Source organism: Variovorax palleresanus (genome assembly GCF_051144945.1).
Classification (GTDB): domain Bacteria; phylum Pseudomonadota; class Gammaproteobacteria; order Burkholderiales; family Burkholderiaceae_C; genus Variovorax; species Variovorax paradoxus_S.
The window spans coordinates 514,207-530,002 of sequence record NZ_JBJNVP010000001.1; the positions used below are offsets into that span (position 1 = coordinate 514,207).

At 68.8% G+C, this 15,796-nt stretch carries 11 protein-coding genes and 2 riboswitches; of the genes, 10 read left to right on the forward strand and 1 reads right to left on the reverse strand.

Going from position 1 to position 15,796, the window contains the following annotated elements:
• Nucleotides 1–24: 24 nt before the first annotated feature.
• Nucleotides 25–306 carry a Rossmann-fold NAD(P)-binding domain-containing protein gene (locus ACJ7Z0_RS02440; RefSeq protein WP_434788509.1) on the reverse strand — a complete coding sequence of 94 codons (282 nt, stop codon included), beginning with the start codon at nucleotides 304–306 and terminating at the stop codon, nucleotides 25–27.
• 129 nt (nucleotides 307–435) lie between these two features.
• Nucleotides 436–697: riboswitch (cobalamin riboswitch) on the forward strand.
• A gap of 125 nt (nucleotides 698–822) precedes the next feature.
• On the opposite strand from ACJ7Z0_RS02440, the gene ACJ7Z0_RS02445 reads away from it, so the two are divergent.
• The 10 genes from ACJ7Z0_RS02445 (at nucleotide 823) to ACJ7Z0_RS02490 (ending at nucleotide 15,794) form a co-directional block, all read left to right on the forward strand.
• Nucleotides 823–3,069 (forward strand): TonB-dependent receptor, encoded by a 2,247-nt coding sequence (locus ACJ7Z0_RS02445; protein ID WP_434788510.1) that lies wholly within the window; start codon nucleotides 823–825, stop codon nucleotides 3,067–3,069.
• Nucleotides 3,070–3,133: 64 nt separating this feature from the next.
• Nucleotides 3,134–4,651, forward strand: coding sequence for a PepSY domain-containing protein (locus ACJ7Z0_RS02450; RefSeq protein ID WP_434788511.1), 1,518 nt, complete (start codon nucleotides 3,134–3,136; stop codon nucleotides 4,649–4,651).
• 12 nt (nucleotides 4,652–4,663) lie between these two features.
• A riboswitch (cobalamin riboswitch) is annotated at nucleotides 4,664–4,918 on the forward strand.
• 181 nt (nucleotides 4,919–5,099) lie between these two features.
• A complete protein-coding gene (locus ACJ7Z0_RS02455; protein WP_434788512.1) occupies nucleotides 5,100–6,416 on the forward strand; it encodes a cobyrinic acid a,c-diamide synthase CobB in 1,317 nt (438 codons plus the stop codon).
• 72 nt (nucleotides 6,417–6,488) lie between these two features.
• Nucleotides 6,489–7,550, forward strand: coding sequence for a cobalamin biosynthesis protein CobW (gene cobW, locus ACJ7Z0_RS02460; RefSeq protein ID WP_434788757.1), 1,062 nt, complete (start codon nucleotides 6,489–6,491; stop codon nucleotides 7,548–7,550).
• A gap of 19 nt (nucleotides 7,551–7,569) precedes the next feature.
• The gene (gene cobN / locus ACJ7Z0_RS02465; protein ID WP_434788513.1) at nucleotides 7,570–11,433 is read left to right on the forward strand and encodes a cobaltochelatase subunit CobN; all 3,864 of its coding nucleotides are present in this window, start codon (nucleotides 7,570–7,572) and stop codon (nucleotides 11,431–11,433) included.
• Nucleotides 11,433–12,527: a magnesium chelatase ATPase subunit I gene (locus ACJ7Z0_RS02470; protein WP_434788514.1), complete on the forward strand. Its 1,095-nt coding sequence runs from the start codon at nucleotides 11,433–11,435 to the stop codon at nucleotides 12,525–12,527. Before cobN ends, ACJ7Z0_RS02470 begins: the two co-directional genes overlap by 1 nt.
• A 68-nt stretch (nucleotides 12,528–12,595) precedes the next feature.
• A complete protein-coding gene (locus ACJ7Z0_RS02475; RefSeq protein WP_434788515.1) occupies nucleotides 12,596–13,207 on the forward strand; it encodes a vWA domain-containing protein in 612 nt (203 codons plus the stop codon).
• Between the two features lie 21 nt (nucleotides 13,208–13,228).
• Complete coding sequence (locus ACJ7Z0_RS02480) at nucleotides 13,229–14,440, forward strand: ferredoxin-like domain-containing protein (RefSeq protein WP_434788516.1); 1,212 nt, start codon at nucleotides 13,229–13,231, stop codon at nucleotides 14,438–14,440.
• Nucleotides 14,440–15,066: a precorrin-8X methylmutase gene (locus ACJ7Z0_RS02485; RefSeq protein ID WP_434788517.1), complete on the forward strand. Its 627-nt coding sequence runs from the start codon at nucleotides 14,440–14,442 to the stop codon at nucleotides 15,064–15,066. The genes ACJ7Z0_RS02480 and ACJ7Z0_RS02485 overlap by 1 nt, the downstream gene beginning before the upstream one ends.
• A complete protein-coding gene (locus ACJ7Z0_RS02490; RefSeq protein ID WP_431121105.1) occupies nucleotides 15,063–15,794 on the forward strand; it encodes a precorrin-2 C(20)-methyltransferase in 732 nt (243 codons plus the stop codon). Before ACJ7Z0_RS02485 ends, ACJ7Z0_RS02490 begins: the two co-directional genes overlap by 4 nt.
• The last annotated feature ends 2 nt before the right edge of the window (nucleotides 15,795–15,796 follow it).

Sequence of the window (15,796 nt, forward strand, 5' to 3'; positions counted from 1 at the left end):
CGAACGCGAGTTCGGGCCACCACATCACCGGGAAAATGCCAGCGTGACGAACTGCTCAGCTTTTGCTAGGGGGCGAATGGGGCTGCCTGCAGCTCGCCGATGCGTACCGGCGCGGCCGACCGGGCTCGCTTCGAGCATGTGGCGGTAGCCCGCGCCGCGCTTGCCCCAGCGCACCGCTTCGGCCATCACGCGCAGCGAATTGCCGCGTTTGGAAATCTGGTAGGCGTGCAGCGAGGCGTCTGCGGCTGTCGAGCGGATCAGCGGCAGGCCGAGCAACTGCTCGGCGGGCGTGGTCGCCAGTGCCACGTCTTGTCGAACTGCTGCATCACATCCACAAGAGCCTGTTCAACCTCGGCCGTCTGCAATTTCTGCATCAGAGCCGTTGGCGCTTCCTATAATCCGCCCGGTCGGTAGAACCCTCCTTGCTGGAGCGATCTCCGCCACGGTTCGAAGGTGCCCCCCATGCCGGAAATGGTTTGGGAGGTTAAACGGGAAGCAGGTGCGCGCGTCGATGACGCGCAATGCCTGCGCTGCCCCCGCAACGGTAAGCGGATAGAGAAGTTTCGAGTGAGCACCTGCGGGTGTTCGCAGCCACTGCGCTTGAATCGAGCGTGGGAAGGCGAGGCTTCTGTTGTTGTGCGCAAGCGCATGACAGCAACCCGCGAGCCCGGATACCGGCCTTCGCAATCGCCTTCGGACGCTGCGGGAGTGCGTTTGTCCGGGCTGCTCGGCACCTGCGTGCCGGGTTGGCATCGGCTCGTGCAATTGCAGCGTGTGTCTCTTGGAACAGCCCAGCGGGAATGCGGGCTAGAGGAACAGCATATGCACAAGCCTGCCGAGCTCGGGATCCGGCCCCGGGTTTCAGGTCCTTTCACGACCCGACACATCACGATCCCGGGCCTTGTCGCCTTGCTCGCCAGCACGTCTGCGCTGGCGCAAGAGAGCTTGCGACCGATCGAGGTGACGGCCCCCCGGCAGGATCAGGCGCCAGCGCTTCAGGCAACAACGACCGAAGTTGCCGGCAGGCTGGGCCTGAGCGTGATGGAAACGCCGGCTTCGGTCGAGGTCATCAGCCAGGAAACCATGGAACGGCGTGGCGCACGGACTTTCGAGGAGGCCTTGCGCGGCGGGGTGGGCATCACTGCCGGTGGAGCGCCCGGATCGCCATCGGTGATCTCGACGCGCGGCTTCACCGGAGGTTTCATCACCTATCTGTTCGACGGCGATCGCATTGCAGTGCCGACGATGGTGAGCCGGCCCCAGGACACCTGGAACTATGAGCGCATCGAAGTCTTGAAGGGCCCCTCGTCGGTGCTCTACGGTGAAGGCGCCATCGGCGCGGCCGTCAACTTCGTGACCAAGCGACCCGACCGCAGCAACCCCGGGGCCGAGGCCATGTTTTCCTATGGGAGCTTCGGCACGGCCAGGGCCGGCGTCGGCCTGGGTGTCAACGTGGGCGAGGCCAGCGCTTTCCGACTGGACTTCAGCCACCAGCAGACCGGTGGGTACATCGACCGCAACAAGCAGCGCTACGACAACCTCACCATGGGCTTCAGCACGGCATTGACGCGTGAGCTCACGCTTGAACTGTCGATGGACTACGCCAGGGACAGTGCGCTGTCCTACCAGGGCACGCCGCTCGTGCCGCGCGCCTATGCGCTCCAGCCGACGGACATCGTCAGCGACGCCAGCGGGCGATTGGTCGATCGCGGCATCGCGTTTCGCAACTACAACTTCGACGATGCCGAGATGAGTGCGAACAGCCTCTGGACGCGCGCCAAGCTCAGCTGGCAGATCGCGCCGGAATGGAAGCTGCGCAACCAGCTTTCCTACTACACGGCGGACAGGGCGTGGCGCAATTCGGAGTCCTTTGCCTTCGCTGCGCCGGGCCGCATCGTGCGCGACCTGGTCGGCATCACGCACGACCACCAGATCCTGACGAATCGGCTCGATCTCACGAACACGTCGCCGATCGGGGGAATGAAGAACCGGTTCGTTGGGGGGCTTGAATACACGAAGACCGACTTTTCTTCCAACCGCGACTTCTCCAACGGATCGACCGCAGCCAACAATGCGCTCTCGGTGAGCGAGTTCGCCACCATCCCGGGACGCTACGGCAACTTTGCCGCGAACCCCGCCCTGTTCGCGGGTGCCGGCAATCGCACGATCTTCGACGCACGGATTCCCACGGGATCCATCTTCATGGAAGATGCCCTGTCCGTCAGCGACCGATTGACCCTCGTGGGCGGCTTGCGGCAGGACTACGTGAAGCTGGCGCGCCAGAACATGGACCTCAACACCGGGGCCCGGGCATCGTTCACGCAGAAGTACAAGCCCACATCGGCGCGTCTGGGCGCGGTTTTCGCGATCGACCACCACACTTCGGTCTACGCCCAGTACTCGAACGCGAGCGCGCCGGTCGGTACGGGCAACCTCCTGCTGCTCTCGGCGGCCAACGCCGCCTTCAGCCTCTCGACGGGCAAGCAGCTGGAGCTCGGCCTCAAGCAGTCGGCGATGGAGGGCCGCCTTGACTACACGCTGGCGGCCTACAGGATCGAACTCGACAACGTGCTGTCGCGCGATTTCAGCAACCCGACGCTCACAGTCAACAGCGGCAAGCAGTCCGCGCAGGGCCTGGAACTCGCCGCGGTCTGGAAGGCGACACGCGAGCTGACACTGAGCGGCAATCTCGCATGGGTCGATGCGAAATTCGACAGCCTCATCGAGGCCGGCAACGTCTCGCGCGCGGGCAACACCCCGCCGAACGTGCCGGGCGCGGTTGCCAATCTCTGGGTCGACTACAAGGTGCCGGGATGGCCGCTGCGCATCGGTGGCGGCGTCAACCGAACCGGGTACGCCTACGCCAACAACGCCAACACGGTCCGCATGAACGGGTTCACGACTGCGACCGCCTATGCGACCTGGAGCCTGCAGAAGGGCGAAATCACCTTTCGCGTTCGCAACCTGACTGACCAGTTCTACGCGTATTGGAGCGGCGCCAATTCGAACAATCAAGTCATGATCGGCGCGCCGCGCAGCTTCGAAGTCAGCTACCGGGCGGCCTTCTGATGAGCGCGCGCGGGAGAGCCATTCCTGCATTCAGGCCACGGCGCCATGCGCCGGCGGCACGGGCATGAAGCGCGCACTGATCTTCATCCACAAGTGGCTCGGCATCTCGTTGGCCTTGCTGTTCCTGATGTGGTTCGTCACCGGGATCGTGCTGTACTACGTGCCGTTCCCGAACCTCTCGCAGGCCGAGCGGCGCGCGGGGTTGCAGCCTCTGGCGCTCGGCGCTGGTTGCTGCCTGACCGCCGAAGAGGCTGCCAGGCGGGCCGGCGTGAGCTTCGCCGAGGCACGCCTGGGCATGGCCGGCCCGGGAGAGCCGGTCTGGCGACTGCTGGTCGACGCCGGGCAGGCGAAGGCCGCGCAGTGGCAAGCCTTCGATGCCCGCACCGGCACCGCGACGGCCCCGCTCGGCGCCGTGCAGGCCATGAAGGTGGCCGAGTCCTTCAGCGGCCGACGCGCGCTTTCGGCCGAAGCGCTGGAGCGTGACCAATGGACGGTTCCGCAAGGCTTCGATCCATACCGTCCGCTCTTCAAGGTCAGCCTGGAAGGAGACGACGGTCTCGAACTGTACGTCTCGAGTACTGCCGCCGAAGTGGTGCGCGACACCCGCCGCAGCGAGCGGTTCTGGAACTGGATCGGTGCGGTCCCGCACTGGATCTATCCGACCGTGCTGCGGCAGTTTCCGCAGGCGTGGAACCAGGTGGTCGTCTGGCTGTCGATCCCTGGCGTGGTGCTGGCCGCGACCGGACTGGCGCTAGGCATCTGGCAGTTGTTCCTGAACCGAACGCGCTGGATTCCCTATCGCAAGTTCTGGATGCGCTGGCATCACATCGCGGGCCTGGTCGCCGCGGTGTTCACGCTCACCTGGATCTTCTCGGGCCTGATGTCGATGAATCCCTATGGCGTGTTCTCGTCACGCGGGCTGTCGGCTTCCGAGCGCGAGCGCTGGCTCGGCCCTGGCCGGGACGCGGTCCTGGCGCCGCCGCTTGCCCTGGCTGCGGTCTCGGCCGGCGAGGCCGGTGCGCAGCCATTGGAACTGGAGCGGGTTCGAGTCGGCGCGCAGGTCTGGTATCGAATCCAGGGCACGGACCGGCGGTGGTGGGTGCGCGCTGACGACGTGAGCGCCGCATCGACATTGGATCCGGCACTGCCAGATGCGCTGATGTCGGGCGTCCTGCGGCATCTGCGTGGCGAAGACAGGCCTGCGTCGAGCGTGGTGCGGATGGATCGCTATGACGATGCCTACTACGCGAAGAATCCAGGCTCGGCCGAAGCCTCGGAGGGCCGGCCCTTGCCGGTCTGGCGCGCGCATTGGTCCGACGGCACGGACCTCTATGCCGATCCCGCCTCGGGCAGGGTGCTGTTGCGGGTCGACCGGTCGGGACGATGGCAGCGGTTCATGTACCAGGGATTGCACAGCCTCGATTTCGAGCCGCTGCGCGAACGGCCTCGGTTGCGCGAGGCGTTGGTGCTGATCCTGTCGGCCCTGGGCATTGCCTTGTGCATCACATCGTGCGTCATCGGCTGGCGCGCCCTGGTGCCCAAGGCGGTGGCGCGCAAGACAACCGGGCGGCGCACCGCATGAGTGGAGGTGTTCCGCTATGATCAGCCTGTTGGTGCTCGCTTCGTCTTTCCGGTCGAAGCAGTTCAACGGGAATCAGGAGGGGTGGCGCGGCAAGCCATCGCGCGCCCTAACCTGAGCTGCCCCCGCAACGGTAAGCGAACGTGAGCCCTCGTGCTCGCCGCTCGTGTCTATAGCCCACTAGGTGAATCCGCGCAATCTGCGCTGCCTGGGAAGGGAACACGGGTCGTCTTCGCCAGCCCGGATACCGGCCAACGAGGCGGCGCGCTGCGCGAACGGCGCGCCTTGTGGTGCGTACCTGCGGGGAAGCGGGTGAGCATGGCTGGCGCGGTATTTTCTCTATGACACGCATCCCCTTCAGGCGACATGGTCCTGGCTCACGCCGCTGTATGCCGCTGTGCGGTGGCGTTCACGCGCTGCGAGTGGCCGGCAGGCCGATGAGGGTCGAGGGATGATTGCACCCGCAGACTTCAGCTGTCCCGCGCTGCTGGTCACGGCCCCGGCCTCGGGCCAAGGCAAGACCACCGTCACTGCCGCTTTGGCGCATTGGCATCGCAGCCAGGGCCGGCGCGTGCGCGTGTTCAAGACCGGGCCGGATTTTCTCGACCCCATGGTCCTCGAGCGTGCCAGCGGCGCGCCGGTGCAGCAGCTCGACTTGTGGATGGGAGGGGAGGCGCACTGCGCCGAGCTCTTGCACCGTGCGGCTGCAGAGGCCGACCTGATCCTGGTCGAAGGCGCGATGGGGCTGCACGATGGAGCGCCGTCGAGTGCCGATCTGGCGCTGTATTTCGGACTGCCGGTACTGGCCGTGATCGATGCATCGTCGATGGCGCAGACCTTTGGTGCAGTCGCCCACGGGCTGGCGACCTATCGCCCCGGCCTGCAGCTGGCGGGCGTGCTGGCCAATCGCGTGGGCAGCGCGGGCCATGCGCAGATGGTGCGCGAGAGCCTGCCGGCCGGCATGGCCTGGTACGGCGCGCTGCCGCGCGGCGGGCACTACGCGTTGCCGTCGCGTCACCTCGGCCTCGTGCAGGCCGGCGAGGTCGACGACATCGCCGAGCGCATCGGAGCCGCCGCGCTTGCGCTTGCCGAGCACGGGGCGCTGCCGATGCCGCCTGCCGTGGAATTCAACGCGCCGCTGCGCTCGGCTTCGGATTCAGGTCTGCCCGCCTCGCTCGCCGGCGTCACCATCGCCATCGCGCAAGATGCCGCCTTCTCGTTCGTCTATTCCGCCAATCTCGAGCTCCTGCGTATGCTGGGCGCGCAACTGTGCTTCTTTTCGCCGCTGGCCAACGAACCGGTGCCGCAAGAGGCGCACGCGCTGTACCTTCCGGGCGGTTACCCGGAACTGCACTTGCAAGCGCTGGCGGGCAATGCAGCGACGCGCGAATCCATCGCTGCGCACCATGCTGCGGGTCGCCCGATGGTCGCGGAGTGCGGCGGCATGCTGGTGCTGCTGGAGTCGCTGAGCGACGCTGCCGGCCACAAGGCGCCCATGCTGGGTTTGCTGCCCGGGCAGGGCGCGATGTCCGACCGGCTCGTCAACCTCGGCATGCACAGTCTGGAGTTGCCCGAAGGCGAGGTCCGCGGCCACACTTTTCATCACGCCCGCATCGACACGCGCGCGCCGGCTGCACTGCACACGCGGGCCCGGCGCCACCACGGCCAAGCCGAAGCGGTCTTCCGCCAGAAACGCCTTTTCGCGTCCTTCATGCATCTGTACTTTCCGAGCAATCCGGCGGCCATCGCCGCGTTGTTCAAGCCCTGATCGCGCGCTGGCAACGCCGCACGCGACCCCACAGAACCACCACAGCCCATGCAAACCTCGACGCCCACGCCCATGCAAAGCCGCAAGATCCCCGCCACCATCGTCACCGGCTTTCTCGGCAGCGGCAAAACCACGCTGCTGCGCCACCTGTTGCAGAACGCCCAGGGCCGGCGTATCGCGGTCATCGTCAACGAGTTCGGCGAATTGGGCATCGACGGCGAGTTGCTGCGCGGCTGCGGCATCGGCTGCGACGAGACCGGGGCGCCGGACGGCCAGTTGTTCGAGCTGGCCAACGGCTGCCTGTGCTGCACCGTGCAGGAAGAGTTTGCGCCGGTGATGGAGCAACTGGCCGCGCGGCGCGATCAGATCGATCACCTGGTCATCGAGACCTCGGGCCTGGCCCTGCCCAAGCCCCTGGTGCAGGCCTTCCAATGGCCGGCGCTGCGCAACGCATTCACGGTGGACGCGGTGATCACGGTGGTGGATGCACCGGCCGTCGCCGCCGGCCGCTTCGCGGACGACCCGCTGGCGGTAGATGCCCAGCGCCGCGCCGACGAAAACCTCGACCACGATTCGCCCTTGTCGGAGTTGTTCGAAGACCAGCTCGCGACCGCCGACCTGGTGGTCGTGCACAAGACGGATGGGCTCGACGCGGCGACGCTGGCCGGCGTGGAGGCCGTCATTCGCGCCGAGACCGCGACAGGCGTGAAGCTGGTGCATGCGCAGCACGGGCGCATCGACCTGGGTGTGCTGCTGGGCATGGAGCGGGCGGTGGAGGATGCGATCGACCAGCGCAAGACTCACCACGACGAGGAGGAAGACCACGACCACGACGCCTTCGACTCGGTCTCGGTGACCCTGCAGGTCCCTGACCGCGGCCGCTTGCTGGCCGCCTTGCAGAGTCTGGTCGAGCGCCACGAGATCTATCGGGCCAAAGGCTTCGTCGCCCTGCCCGGCGCAGCGATGCGGCTGGTGGTGCAAGGCGTCGGCACGCGCTTCGACAGCTACTTCGACCGGCCATGGCGCGCCGACGAGGTTCGGCAGACGCGCCTTGTGCTGATCGGGGCAGGCCTCGATGCGGCGGTCTTGCAAGCCGAACTGGACGCGGTGCTGGACGTGGCCGCGGTGGCCTGACGCGTCGCCGAAAGCCCTCATGCATCTGCTGTCCACCCGCCCCGGCGGCCACGTCGAAGACGGCGGCCAGGGCGTCGTGCGCGTGGCGCAGACGCCCGCCTCGGTGGTCGTGCTCAGCGCCGCCGACACCACCCTGTCGCTGCTCGCCGACGCGGCCGGGCATATGGGCGCCGACTATCCCAGCGTGCGCCTGGCCAACCTGATGTGGCTTCGACAGCCGGCTTCCGTGGACATGTATGTCGACGACGTGCTGCGCCATGCCCGCGTGGTGGTGATCGACCATCTGGGTGCCCCGAGCGACTGGGCCTACCTGGTGGAGCGCGCCATGTCCTCGGCACGCGAACGCGGTCAATGGCTGGCGATATTCTCGGGCGATGCCTCCGAAGACATGCAGCTGCTCATGCGCAGCAGCGCGCCGCATGACGATTGCCGCCATCTTTGGCGGTGCCTGCGCGAAGGAGGGCTCGACAATGCGAAGGCCTTCTTCTCGCTGATCGGCCATGCGGCGTTCGGGCTGGGCAGCCGGCCGCTGCAGCCGGTGACCCTGCCTTCGGCCGTGCGCTATCGGCCACGGGAGGCTGCCGGCTGCGCCACCTGGAAGGCAGAAGCGCCGGTGGCGCTGCTGCTGTTCTACCGCGCCCATCTGCAGGCGGGCAACACGGCGGTGTTCGACGCCATGCTGGAAGCGCTGTCGGCCGCCGACCTGAACGCGGTGGCCCTCGCCGTGGATTCGCTCAAGAACCCCGACAGCCACGCCGCGGTGCAGGCGCTGGTCGCGGAACACCGCGTGGCGATCGTACTGAACGCGACCAGCTTCGCGGTGGCGTCGATCGACGGCCGCGACGATGGGAGCGCAGGCGACGGCGACCCGTCACTGGCGACGCTGGCCACGCTGGCCGGGGACGCCCCCGTGCTGCAGCTCATTACGGCCGGCGGCACGCAGGAGCAATGGCTGGCCGACCCGCACGGCCTCGCGCCGCGCGATCTGGCCATGCAGGTGGTACTGCCCGAGGTGGATGGGCGCATCCTCACGCGCGCCATCAGTTTCAAGGGCATGGCCCGGCGCTGCGAGCACACCGAGCTCGATGTGCTTCGCTACCAGGCCGAGCCCGGCCGAATGGCCTTCGTGGCCGAACTGGCACGCCGCTGGTGCGTGCTGCGCGACAAGCCCAACGCCGACAAGCGGATCGCGCTGATCCTGGCCAACTACCCGATCGACGATGCGCGCATCGCCAATGGCGTCGGGCTGGACACTCCGGCGTCGACCGTGGTCGTGTTGCAGGAACTGCGGGCCGCGGGGTACCTGACCGGGGATCTGCCCGCCAGCGGCGACGCCCTGATCGCAGCGCTGTTGCGCGGCATCACCAACGACAGCGACGCCAATGGCGGCCGGCCCGCCGCGCAGAGCTTTTCCCTGGCCGACTACCTGGAAGATTTCAATCGATTGCCCGCCGACAGCAGGGCGGCGGTCAACGCCCGGTGGGGCGCGCCCGAGCAAGAGCCGTCGCTGCGCAGCGGGCGCTTCACGATTGCCGGCCTGCGCTTCGGTCACGTCTTCGTCGGCATTCAGCCGGCGCGCGGGCGTGCCGTGGACCTGGCGGCCACCTACCACGACGCGGACCTGGTGCCGCCCCACCACTACCTGGCCTTCTACTTCTGGCTGCGCCGCGCCTTCGCGGTCGACGCGATGGTGCATGTGGGCACGCACGGCAATCTCGAGTGGCTGCCGGGCAAGAGCGTGGCACTGAGCGAGGCGTGCTGGCCCGACGCCATCCTGGGCCCGCTGCCGCATCTCTATCCCTTCATCGTCAACGACCCGGGCGAAGGGAGCCAGGCAAAGCGGCGTACCCAGGCCGTGATCATCGACCACCTGATGCCGGCGATGACGCGCGCCGAGACCTATGGCCCGCTCCAGCAGTTGGAGCGGCAGATGGACGAGTACTACGAAGCCCTGTCGCTCGACCCGCGACGCGCGCGGCTGCTGCGCGAGGACATCCTCGGACGCACCGTGCGCGAAGGCTTGCACGAGGAACTGGGTTTCGCGCGGCCGACCGACGAGAGTGCCCGGGAGAGCCTGTTGAAGGGGCTGGACGCCTATCTTTGCGAGATCAAGGAATCCCAGATTCGTGACGGCCTGCATGTTCTGGGGCGTTCGCCGCAAGGCCGCCAGCGCATCGACACGCTGCTGGCGCTGGCGCGTTTTCCGGGCGGCACGGCCGCCAGCCAGAAGAGCCTGCTGGTCGCACTGGCGCAAGACCTTGGCGTGGAGGGCGCGGACGGCTTCAGCGCTCTGGCGCCGGACTGGGCCGCGCCGTGGCATGGTCCGCGTCCGAAGGAGTTGCAAGCGCTCAGTGCCGAGGCATGGCGCCACGCCGGCCACACGCGCGAGCGGCTGGAACTGCTGGCCGCGCGCCTGGTGGCGGCGCAGGCGGTGTCCGGCGACACCCGGGCGGGCGCTGCGCACGATGCCTTCGATGTCCATGACTGGCCGCATGCGGCACCGGTGCTGCAGCGCCTGAAGAAGGTGCTGGCCCCCCGCCTCGATGCCTGCGGCCCCCAGGAAATGACGCAATTGCTGCGAGGCCTGGCCGGACGCTTCGTGCCCCCTGGCCCGAGCGGCGCGCCGTCGCGCGGTCGGCCCGATGTGCTGCCCACCGGACGCAATTTCTACAGCGTCGACACCCGTGCCGTGCCCACGCCCACGGCCTACGCCATGGGTGCGGCCGCGGCGGAAAGACTGATCGAGCGGCACCTGCAAGACCACGGCGCGATGCCTGGCGAGGTGGGCTTGTCCGTCTGGGGCACCAGCACCATGCGCACCGGCGGCGAAGACGTGGCGCAGGCTTTCGCGCTGCTGGGCGTGCGGCCGAAGTGGGCCGACGGCAGCGCGCGCGTGATCGACATCGAAGTGCTGCCGATGGCTGTGCGCCATCGGCCGCGTGTGGACGTGACGCTGCGCGTGTCGGGGTTCTTCCGCGATGCCTTTCCCAACGTGATCGACCTTTTCGACACGGCCGTGCGCGCCGTGGCCGCGATCAGCGAAGACGATGAATCCGACGAGGTGAACCCGATCCGTGCCCGCGTGCGGCGCGAGGCCGCCGAGGCCCTGGCGGCCGGCCAGCCCGTCGACCAGGCGCAGCGCCAGGCCACGTGGCGCGTGTTCGGCCCGCGCCCTGGCGGCTACGGCGTGGGTGTGCAGGAGGTGCTGGACGGCGGTCGATGGCAACACAGTGCCGACATCGCCCAGGCCTATCTGCAGGCCGGTGCCTTTGCCTATGGGCAGGGCGAACACGGTGTTGCCGCGCGCGCCTCGTTCGAGCAACGTCTGGGGCAGCTCGATGCGGTGCTGCACAACCAGGACAACCGCGAGCACGACGTGCTCGACGCTGCCGATCACGCTCAGTTCCAGGGCGGGATGGCGGCCGCCGTGGCGCATCTTGCGGGCGCACCGGCTGCGCTCTACCACGGCGATTTCAGCGTGCCGGGGTCGCCGCGCATCCGCAGCTTGCGCGAAGAGGTCGCGCGCGTGGTGCGATCGCGCGCCGTCAACCCGAAGTGGCTGGACGGCGTGCAGCGGCACGGCTACAAGGGCGCGGCGGAGATCGCCGCCACCGTGGACAACCTGTTCGCGTACAGCGCCACCACGGGCGTGGTCGGCGATCACCAGTACGCGCTGGTGGCCGATGCCTACCTGCACGACGACAAGACGCGCGAGTTCCTGCAGCGGCACAACCCGCTGGCCTTGCGCAGCATTGGCGAACGCCTGCTGGACGCCATGCGGCGCGGCTTGTGGCAAGAGGCCGGCGACCACCGCGAACGTATCGAACACCACCTTCTGGCGCTGGAGCGCCGGCTCGAGGACCACGGCGAAGGGCCGCTCTGATGACACCCCATTCCACCGAAGCGATCGCCGGCCCGAAGCTCGAGCCCGCCGGCCGCACGACCTTCCCCTTCAGTGCGCTGATCGGTCAACCCATGTTGCAACGCGCGCTGCTGCTCGCGGCCATCGACCCCGGTATCGGCGGCGTGCTCATCAGCGGACCGCGCGGCACCGCGAAGTCGACCGCGGCGCGGGCCTTGGCCGCGTTGCTGCCGCCTACGCCCGCTTCATCGGCTGCGCCCTTCGTCACCTTGCCGCTGTCCGCCACCGTCGAGCAGCTGGTGGGAACGCTGGACGTCGAGGACGTGCTGCGCGATGGGCGGCTGCGCCTGGCACCGGGCCTCTTGACGCGCGCCCACCATGGCGTGCTGTACGTCGATGAAGTCAACCTGCTGCCCGACGCGCTGGTCGACGCGTTGCTCGATGTCGCCGCCAGCGGCGTGAACACCGTCGAGCGCGACGGCATTTCGCAACAGCACGCCGCACGCTTCGTGCTGGTCGGAACCATGAATCCCGAGGAAGGCGAACTGCGCCCCCAGTTGCTGGATCGTTTCGGCCTGTCGGTGGCGCTGGCCAACCCGAGCGAGGCCGCGCAGCGGATGGCGATCGTGCGCGCGCGTTTGCGCTTCGACGAAGACCCGCTTGGGGTGGCCGAAGCACATGCCGGTGAACAGGCCCGCCTGGCTGCGGCGGTCGTTGCAGCCAGCGCCGGGCTGGCGCGCCTGGCGTGGTCGGATGCCGTGCTGCAGCGCGCTGCGGAATGCGCGCTCGCGGCTGGCGTGGACGGCATGCGGGCCGACCTTGTGATGCTGAGAGCGGCGCGTGCGCTCGCTGCATTCGAGGGCCGCACCGAAGTCACGACGGACGATGTCGATGCGGTGGCGGAACTGGCATTGGCCCATCGACGGGAGGAGGGCAGGAGCAGCCCGGCGCCGGAGCCGAAAGCCGACATGCGGCAGGCGGCGCCGACATCCACCGGCAGTTCCGCACCCTCCGCCAACAGTTCCCCCATGGGCGACTGGGGTGCGCTGCCGCCGATTCCCGAAGCCACTGCCCGCGTGCTGCCCGAAGGAGGGTGGCCCGCAAAAAAAGCGTGAGCCACCGCAGCCGCCTCATGCGCGCCGGGCGCGGAGGTCTGCGGTGGCTGAATCCAGCTCGGCAGCCATTGCTGGCGCCGCCTGCACATCCGGATGCCGGGCCTTCGCGGGCTTCCATCGCATGGTTGCCCACCCTGCTGGCCAAGGGCCCGCAGCCTTTGCAAGGCGGGCATCTGCGCTACACCCAGCGCTCGGTGCAACCGGCGCGTCTGCACCTGATCGTGCTCGACACCTCCGGCTCGATGCGCCAGCGCGGGCGACTGGCACTGGCCAAGGGGCACGCCACTTGGCTGATCGAGCAGGCAGCGCGCGCCGGCGACAGTGTGGCCATGCTGAGCTTTGGCGGTCAGGGCGTCGAGCTGCGGCTGCCGCCCGGTCGGGCGCGCGCGTCTTGCAGGGAAAAGGTTCGGGCGCTGGGCGGTGGCGGGGGCACGCCGCTGGCGCATGCTTTGGCACAGGCCGACAAGGTGCTGCGCCGCGCCGAGCGTCGCGACGGCCCGGCCGAATCCTGGCTCTGGCTGCTGACCGATGGCCGGACGCTGGAGCAGCCGGCGGCACCCGAGGCCCCGCGGCATGTCGTCATCATCGATTTCGACGAAGCCGCGCGCGCCATCGGCCGCTGCGCCGACTGGGCGCAGCGCTGGGGCGCGGAACATCGCCTCGCCAGCCGACCCGAGTGACCCCACGAATAAAGTAGAACCATGTCCCACGCAGCTCACCCAGCGCCCACCGCGCTGCTCGCCGATTGGCTGCGCCCTGCCGCCAAGGGCAGGTGCCCCGGCGCGCATCGCGCCATGGCTTCCGGCGATGGCCTGCTGGTGCGGGTGCGGCCGCAGCTGGCGCGCTTGACGGTCGCGCAGGCCCTGGGGTTGTGCGAGCTGGCCTCTCGCCTGGGCTCGGGGCTCATCGACCTGACCCATCGTGCCAACCTGCAGTTGCGTGGCGTGACGCCCGACGCCCACGGCGCGGTGATCGATGCACTCTGCGCCCTGGGCCTGGCCGATGCGGACGCCACGCGGGAAGCCTGGCCGCTGGTCCTCGTGGCGCCTTGCTGGCAGGCGGGCGATGACACCGAAGGCATCGCCACGGAATTGTTGTCGCGCCTGAACGAACTGCCCGCGCTGCCGCCCAAGTTCGGGTTCGCAGTGGATGCGGGGCCGGCGCCGGTCCTGGCTGCGGCCCCGGCCGACGTGCGCATCGAGCGGGCCCGCTCGGGTGGCCTGCTGGTGCGTGCCGACGGCGCCGCGGCCGGACATCCCGTGTCCCGTGCCGGGGCGGTGGATGCGGCGCTTGCGATGGCCGACTGGTTTGCGGCGACGGCCAAGGGGGTCGAACCGGCATCGCGGCGAATGCGTCGCCATCAACAGATCTTCAGCTGGGCCGACGGCCCGCAGCCGCTCGAACCCGCGGCCGCCTCGGCCTCGCTGCCCACACCCGGCATGTCCTCGCTCGGATCGGTCTACGGCGTGCCCTTCGGACAGATCGAGGCTGCGGCCCTCGCCACGCTGTTGCGCGACAGCGGCGCCGTGGCGCTGCGCCTGACGCCGCATCGCGCCCTGGTCCTGGAAGGGGGGCGGTGGTGCGATGCGAGGGCTTTCATCACCGTGGCCGGCGATCCCTTGCTGCGCGTCGATGCCTGCCCCGGCGCGCCTTCGTGTGCCTCGGCAACGGTGGCGACCCATGCGGTCGCCCGCGCACTTGCTTCGGGGCTGGCTGCGGCGGGCACCGATGCACCCCGCAGCCTGCACGTGTCCGGCTGCGCCAAGGGTTGCGCACGTGCGCGCCCGGCCGATGCCACTTTGGTGGGCCGCAACGGCGCCTTCGATCTCGTGCGCAGCGGATGCGCCTGGGATGCGCCCGTGCAAACCCGACTGTCCCCTGAAGCCTTGTGCTCACTCATCGGAATGCCCTGATGCACGTCTTTGAAACCGATGGCGCGGAAATCTACCGTCGCTCTTTCGCCATGATCCGGGCCGAGGCCGATCTCTCGCGCTTCGATGCCGACGACGAGCCCGTCGCGGTGCGCATGATCCACGCGGCCGGCCTGATCGGGCTGGAAGCGCAGTTGCGCTTCCAGCCCGGCTTCACCCGCGCGGCGCGGGCGGCGCTGGCGGCCGGCGCACCCATCCTGTGCGATGCACGCATGGTCAGCGAAGGCGTGACCCGCTCGCGCATGCCGGGCGGCAACGAGGTGGTGTGCACCTTGCACGACCCCAAGGTGCCCGGTCTGGCCGCGGCCATGTCGACCACCCGGTCTGCCGCCGCGCTGGAACTGTGGCGACCTCGGCTGCAGGGCGCCGTGGTGGCCATCGGCAATGCACCGACGGCCCTGTTCCATCTGCTGAACATGCTGCAGGACCCGGCCTGCCCGCGGCCGGCGGCGATCATCGGTTGTCCGGTCGGCTTCGTCGGCGCGGCGGAATCGAAAGACGCGCTGTGGGCCGAACAGCCCGCGCCCTGCTGCATCGTGGCCGGCCGCCTGGGCGGCAGTGCCATCACCGTGGCGGCGATCAACGCGCTGGGGAGTCGTCTGGAATGAACCCGCGCGGCACCCTGTACGGACTGGGCCTGGGCCCCGGGGATCCGGACCTGATGACCGTGCGCGCGCACCGCCTGTTGCAGCGCGCGACCCATGTCGCCTACTTTCGCAAGGCCGGCCGGCCCGGGCAGGCGCGCCGCATCGTGGACGATCTGCTGCCCGAAGCGGTGACGGAACACGCGATGGAATACCCCGTCACCACCGAGATCCCGGTGGACGATCCGGCCTACAACCAACTGCTGTCCGCCTTCTATGCCGAGTGCGCGTCGCGGCTGCGGGCGCTGTCGGACGCCGGCCACGACGTGGTCGTGCTGTGCGAGGGCGATCCGTTCTTCTATGGCTCGTTCATGCACCTCTACACCCGGCTGATCGAGACCCACCCGGTGCAGGTGGTGCCGGCGATCACCGGCATGTCGGGTGCATGGACGGCCACTGGCCAGCCCATCACCTGGGGCGACGACGTGTTGACCGTGCTCATGGGCACGCTGCCCGAAGCGCGGCTCGCGCGCCACATGGCCGACAGCGAGGCGCTGGTCGTGATGAAGATCGGTCGCCACATCGACAAGGTGCGCCGTGCATTGACGACGGCGGGTCGGCTGCAAGACGCCTGGCTGGTCGAGTTCGCCACCATGCCGGGTCAGAAGGTGATGCGGCTTGCGGAGGCCGAAGGCCGCGTCACGCCCTATTTTTCGATCGTGCTGGTGCATGGGCAAGGACGGCGGCCATGAGC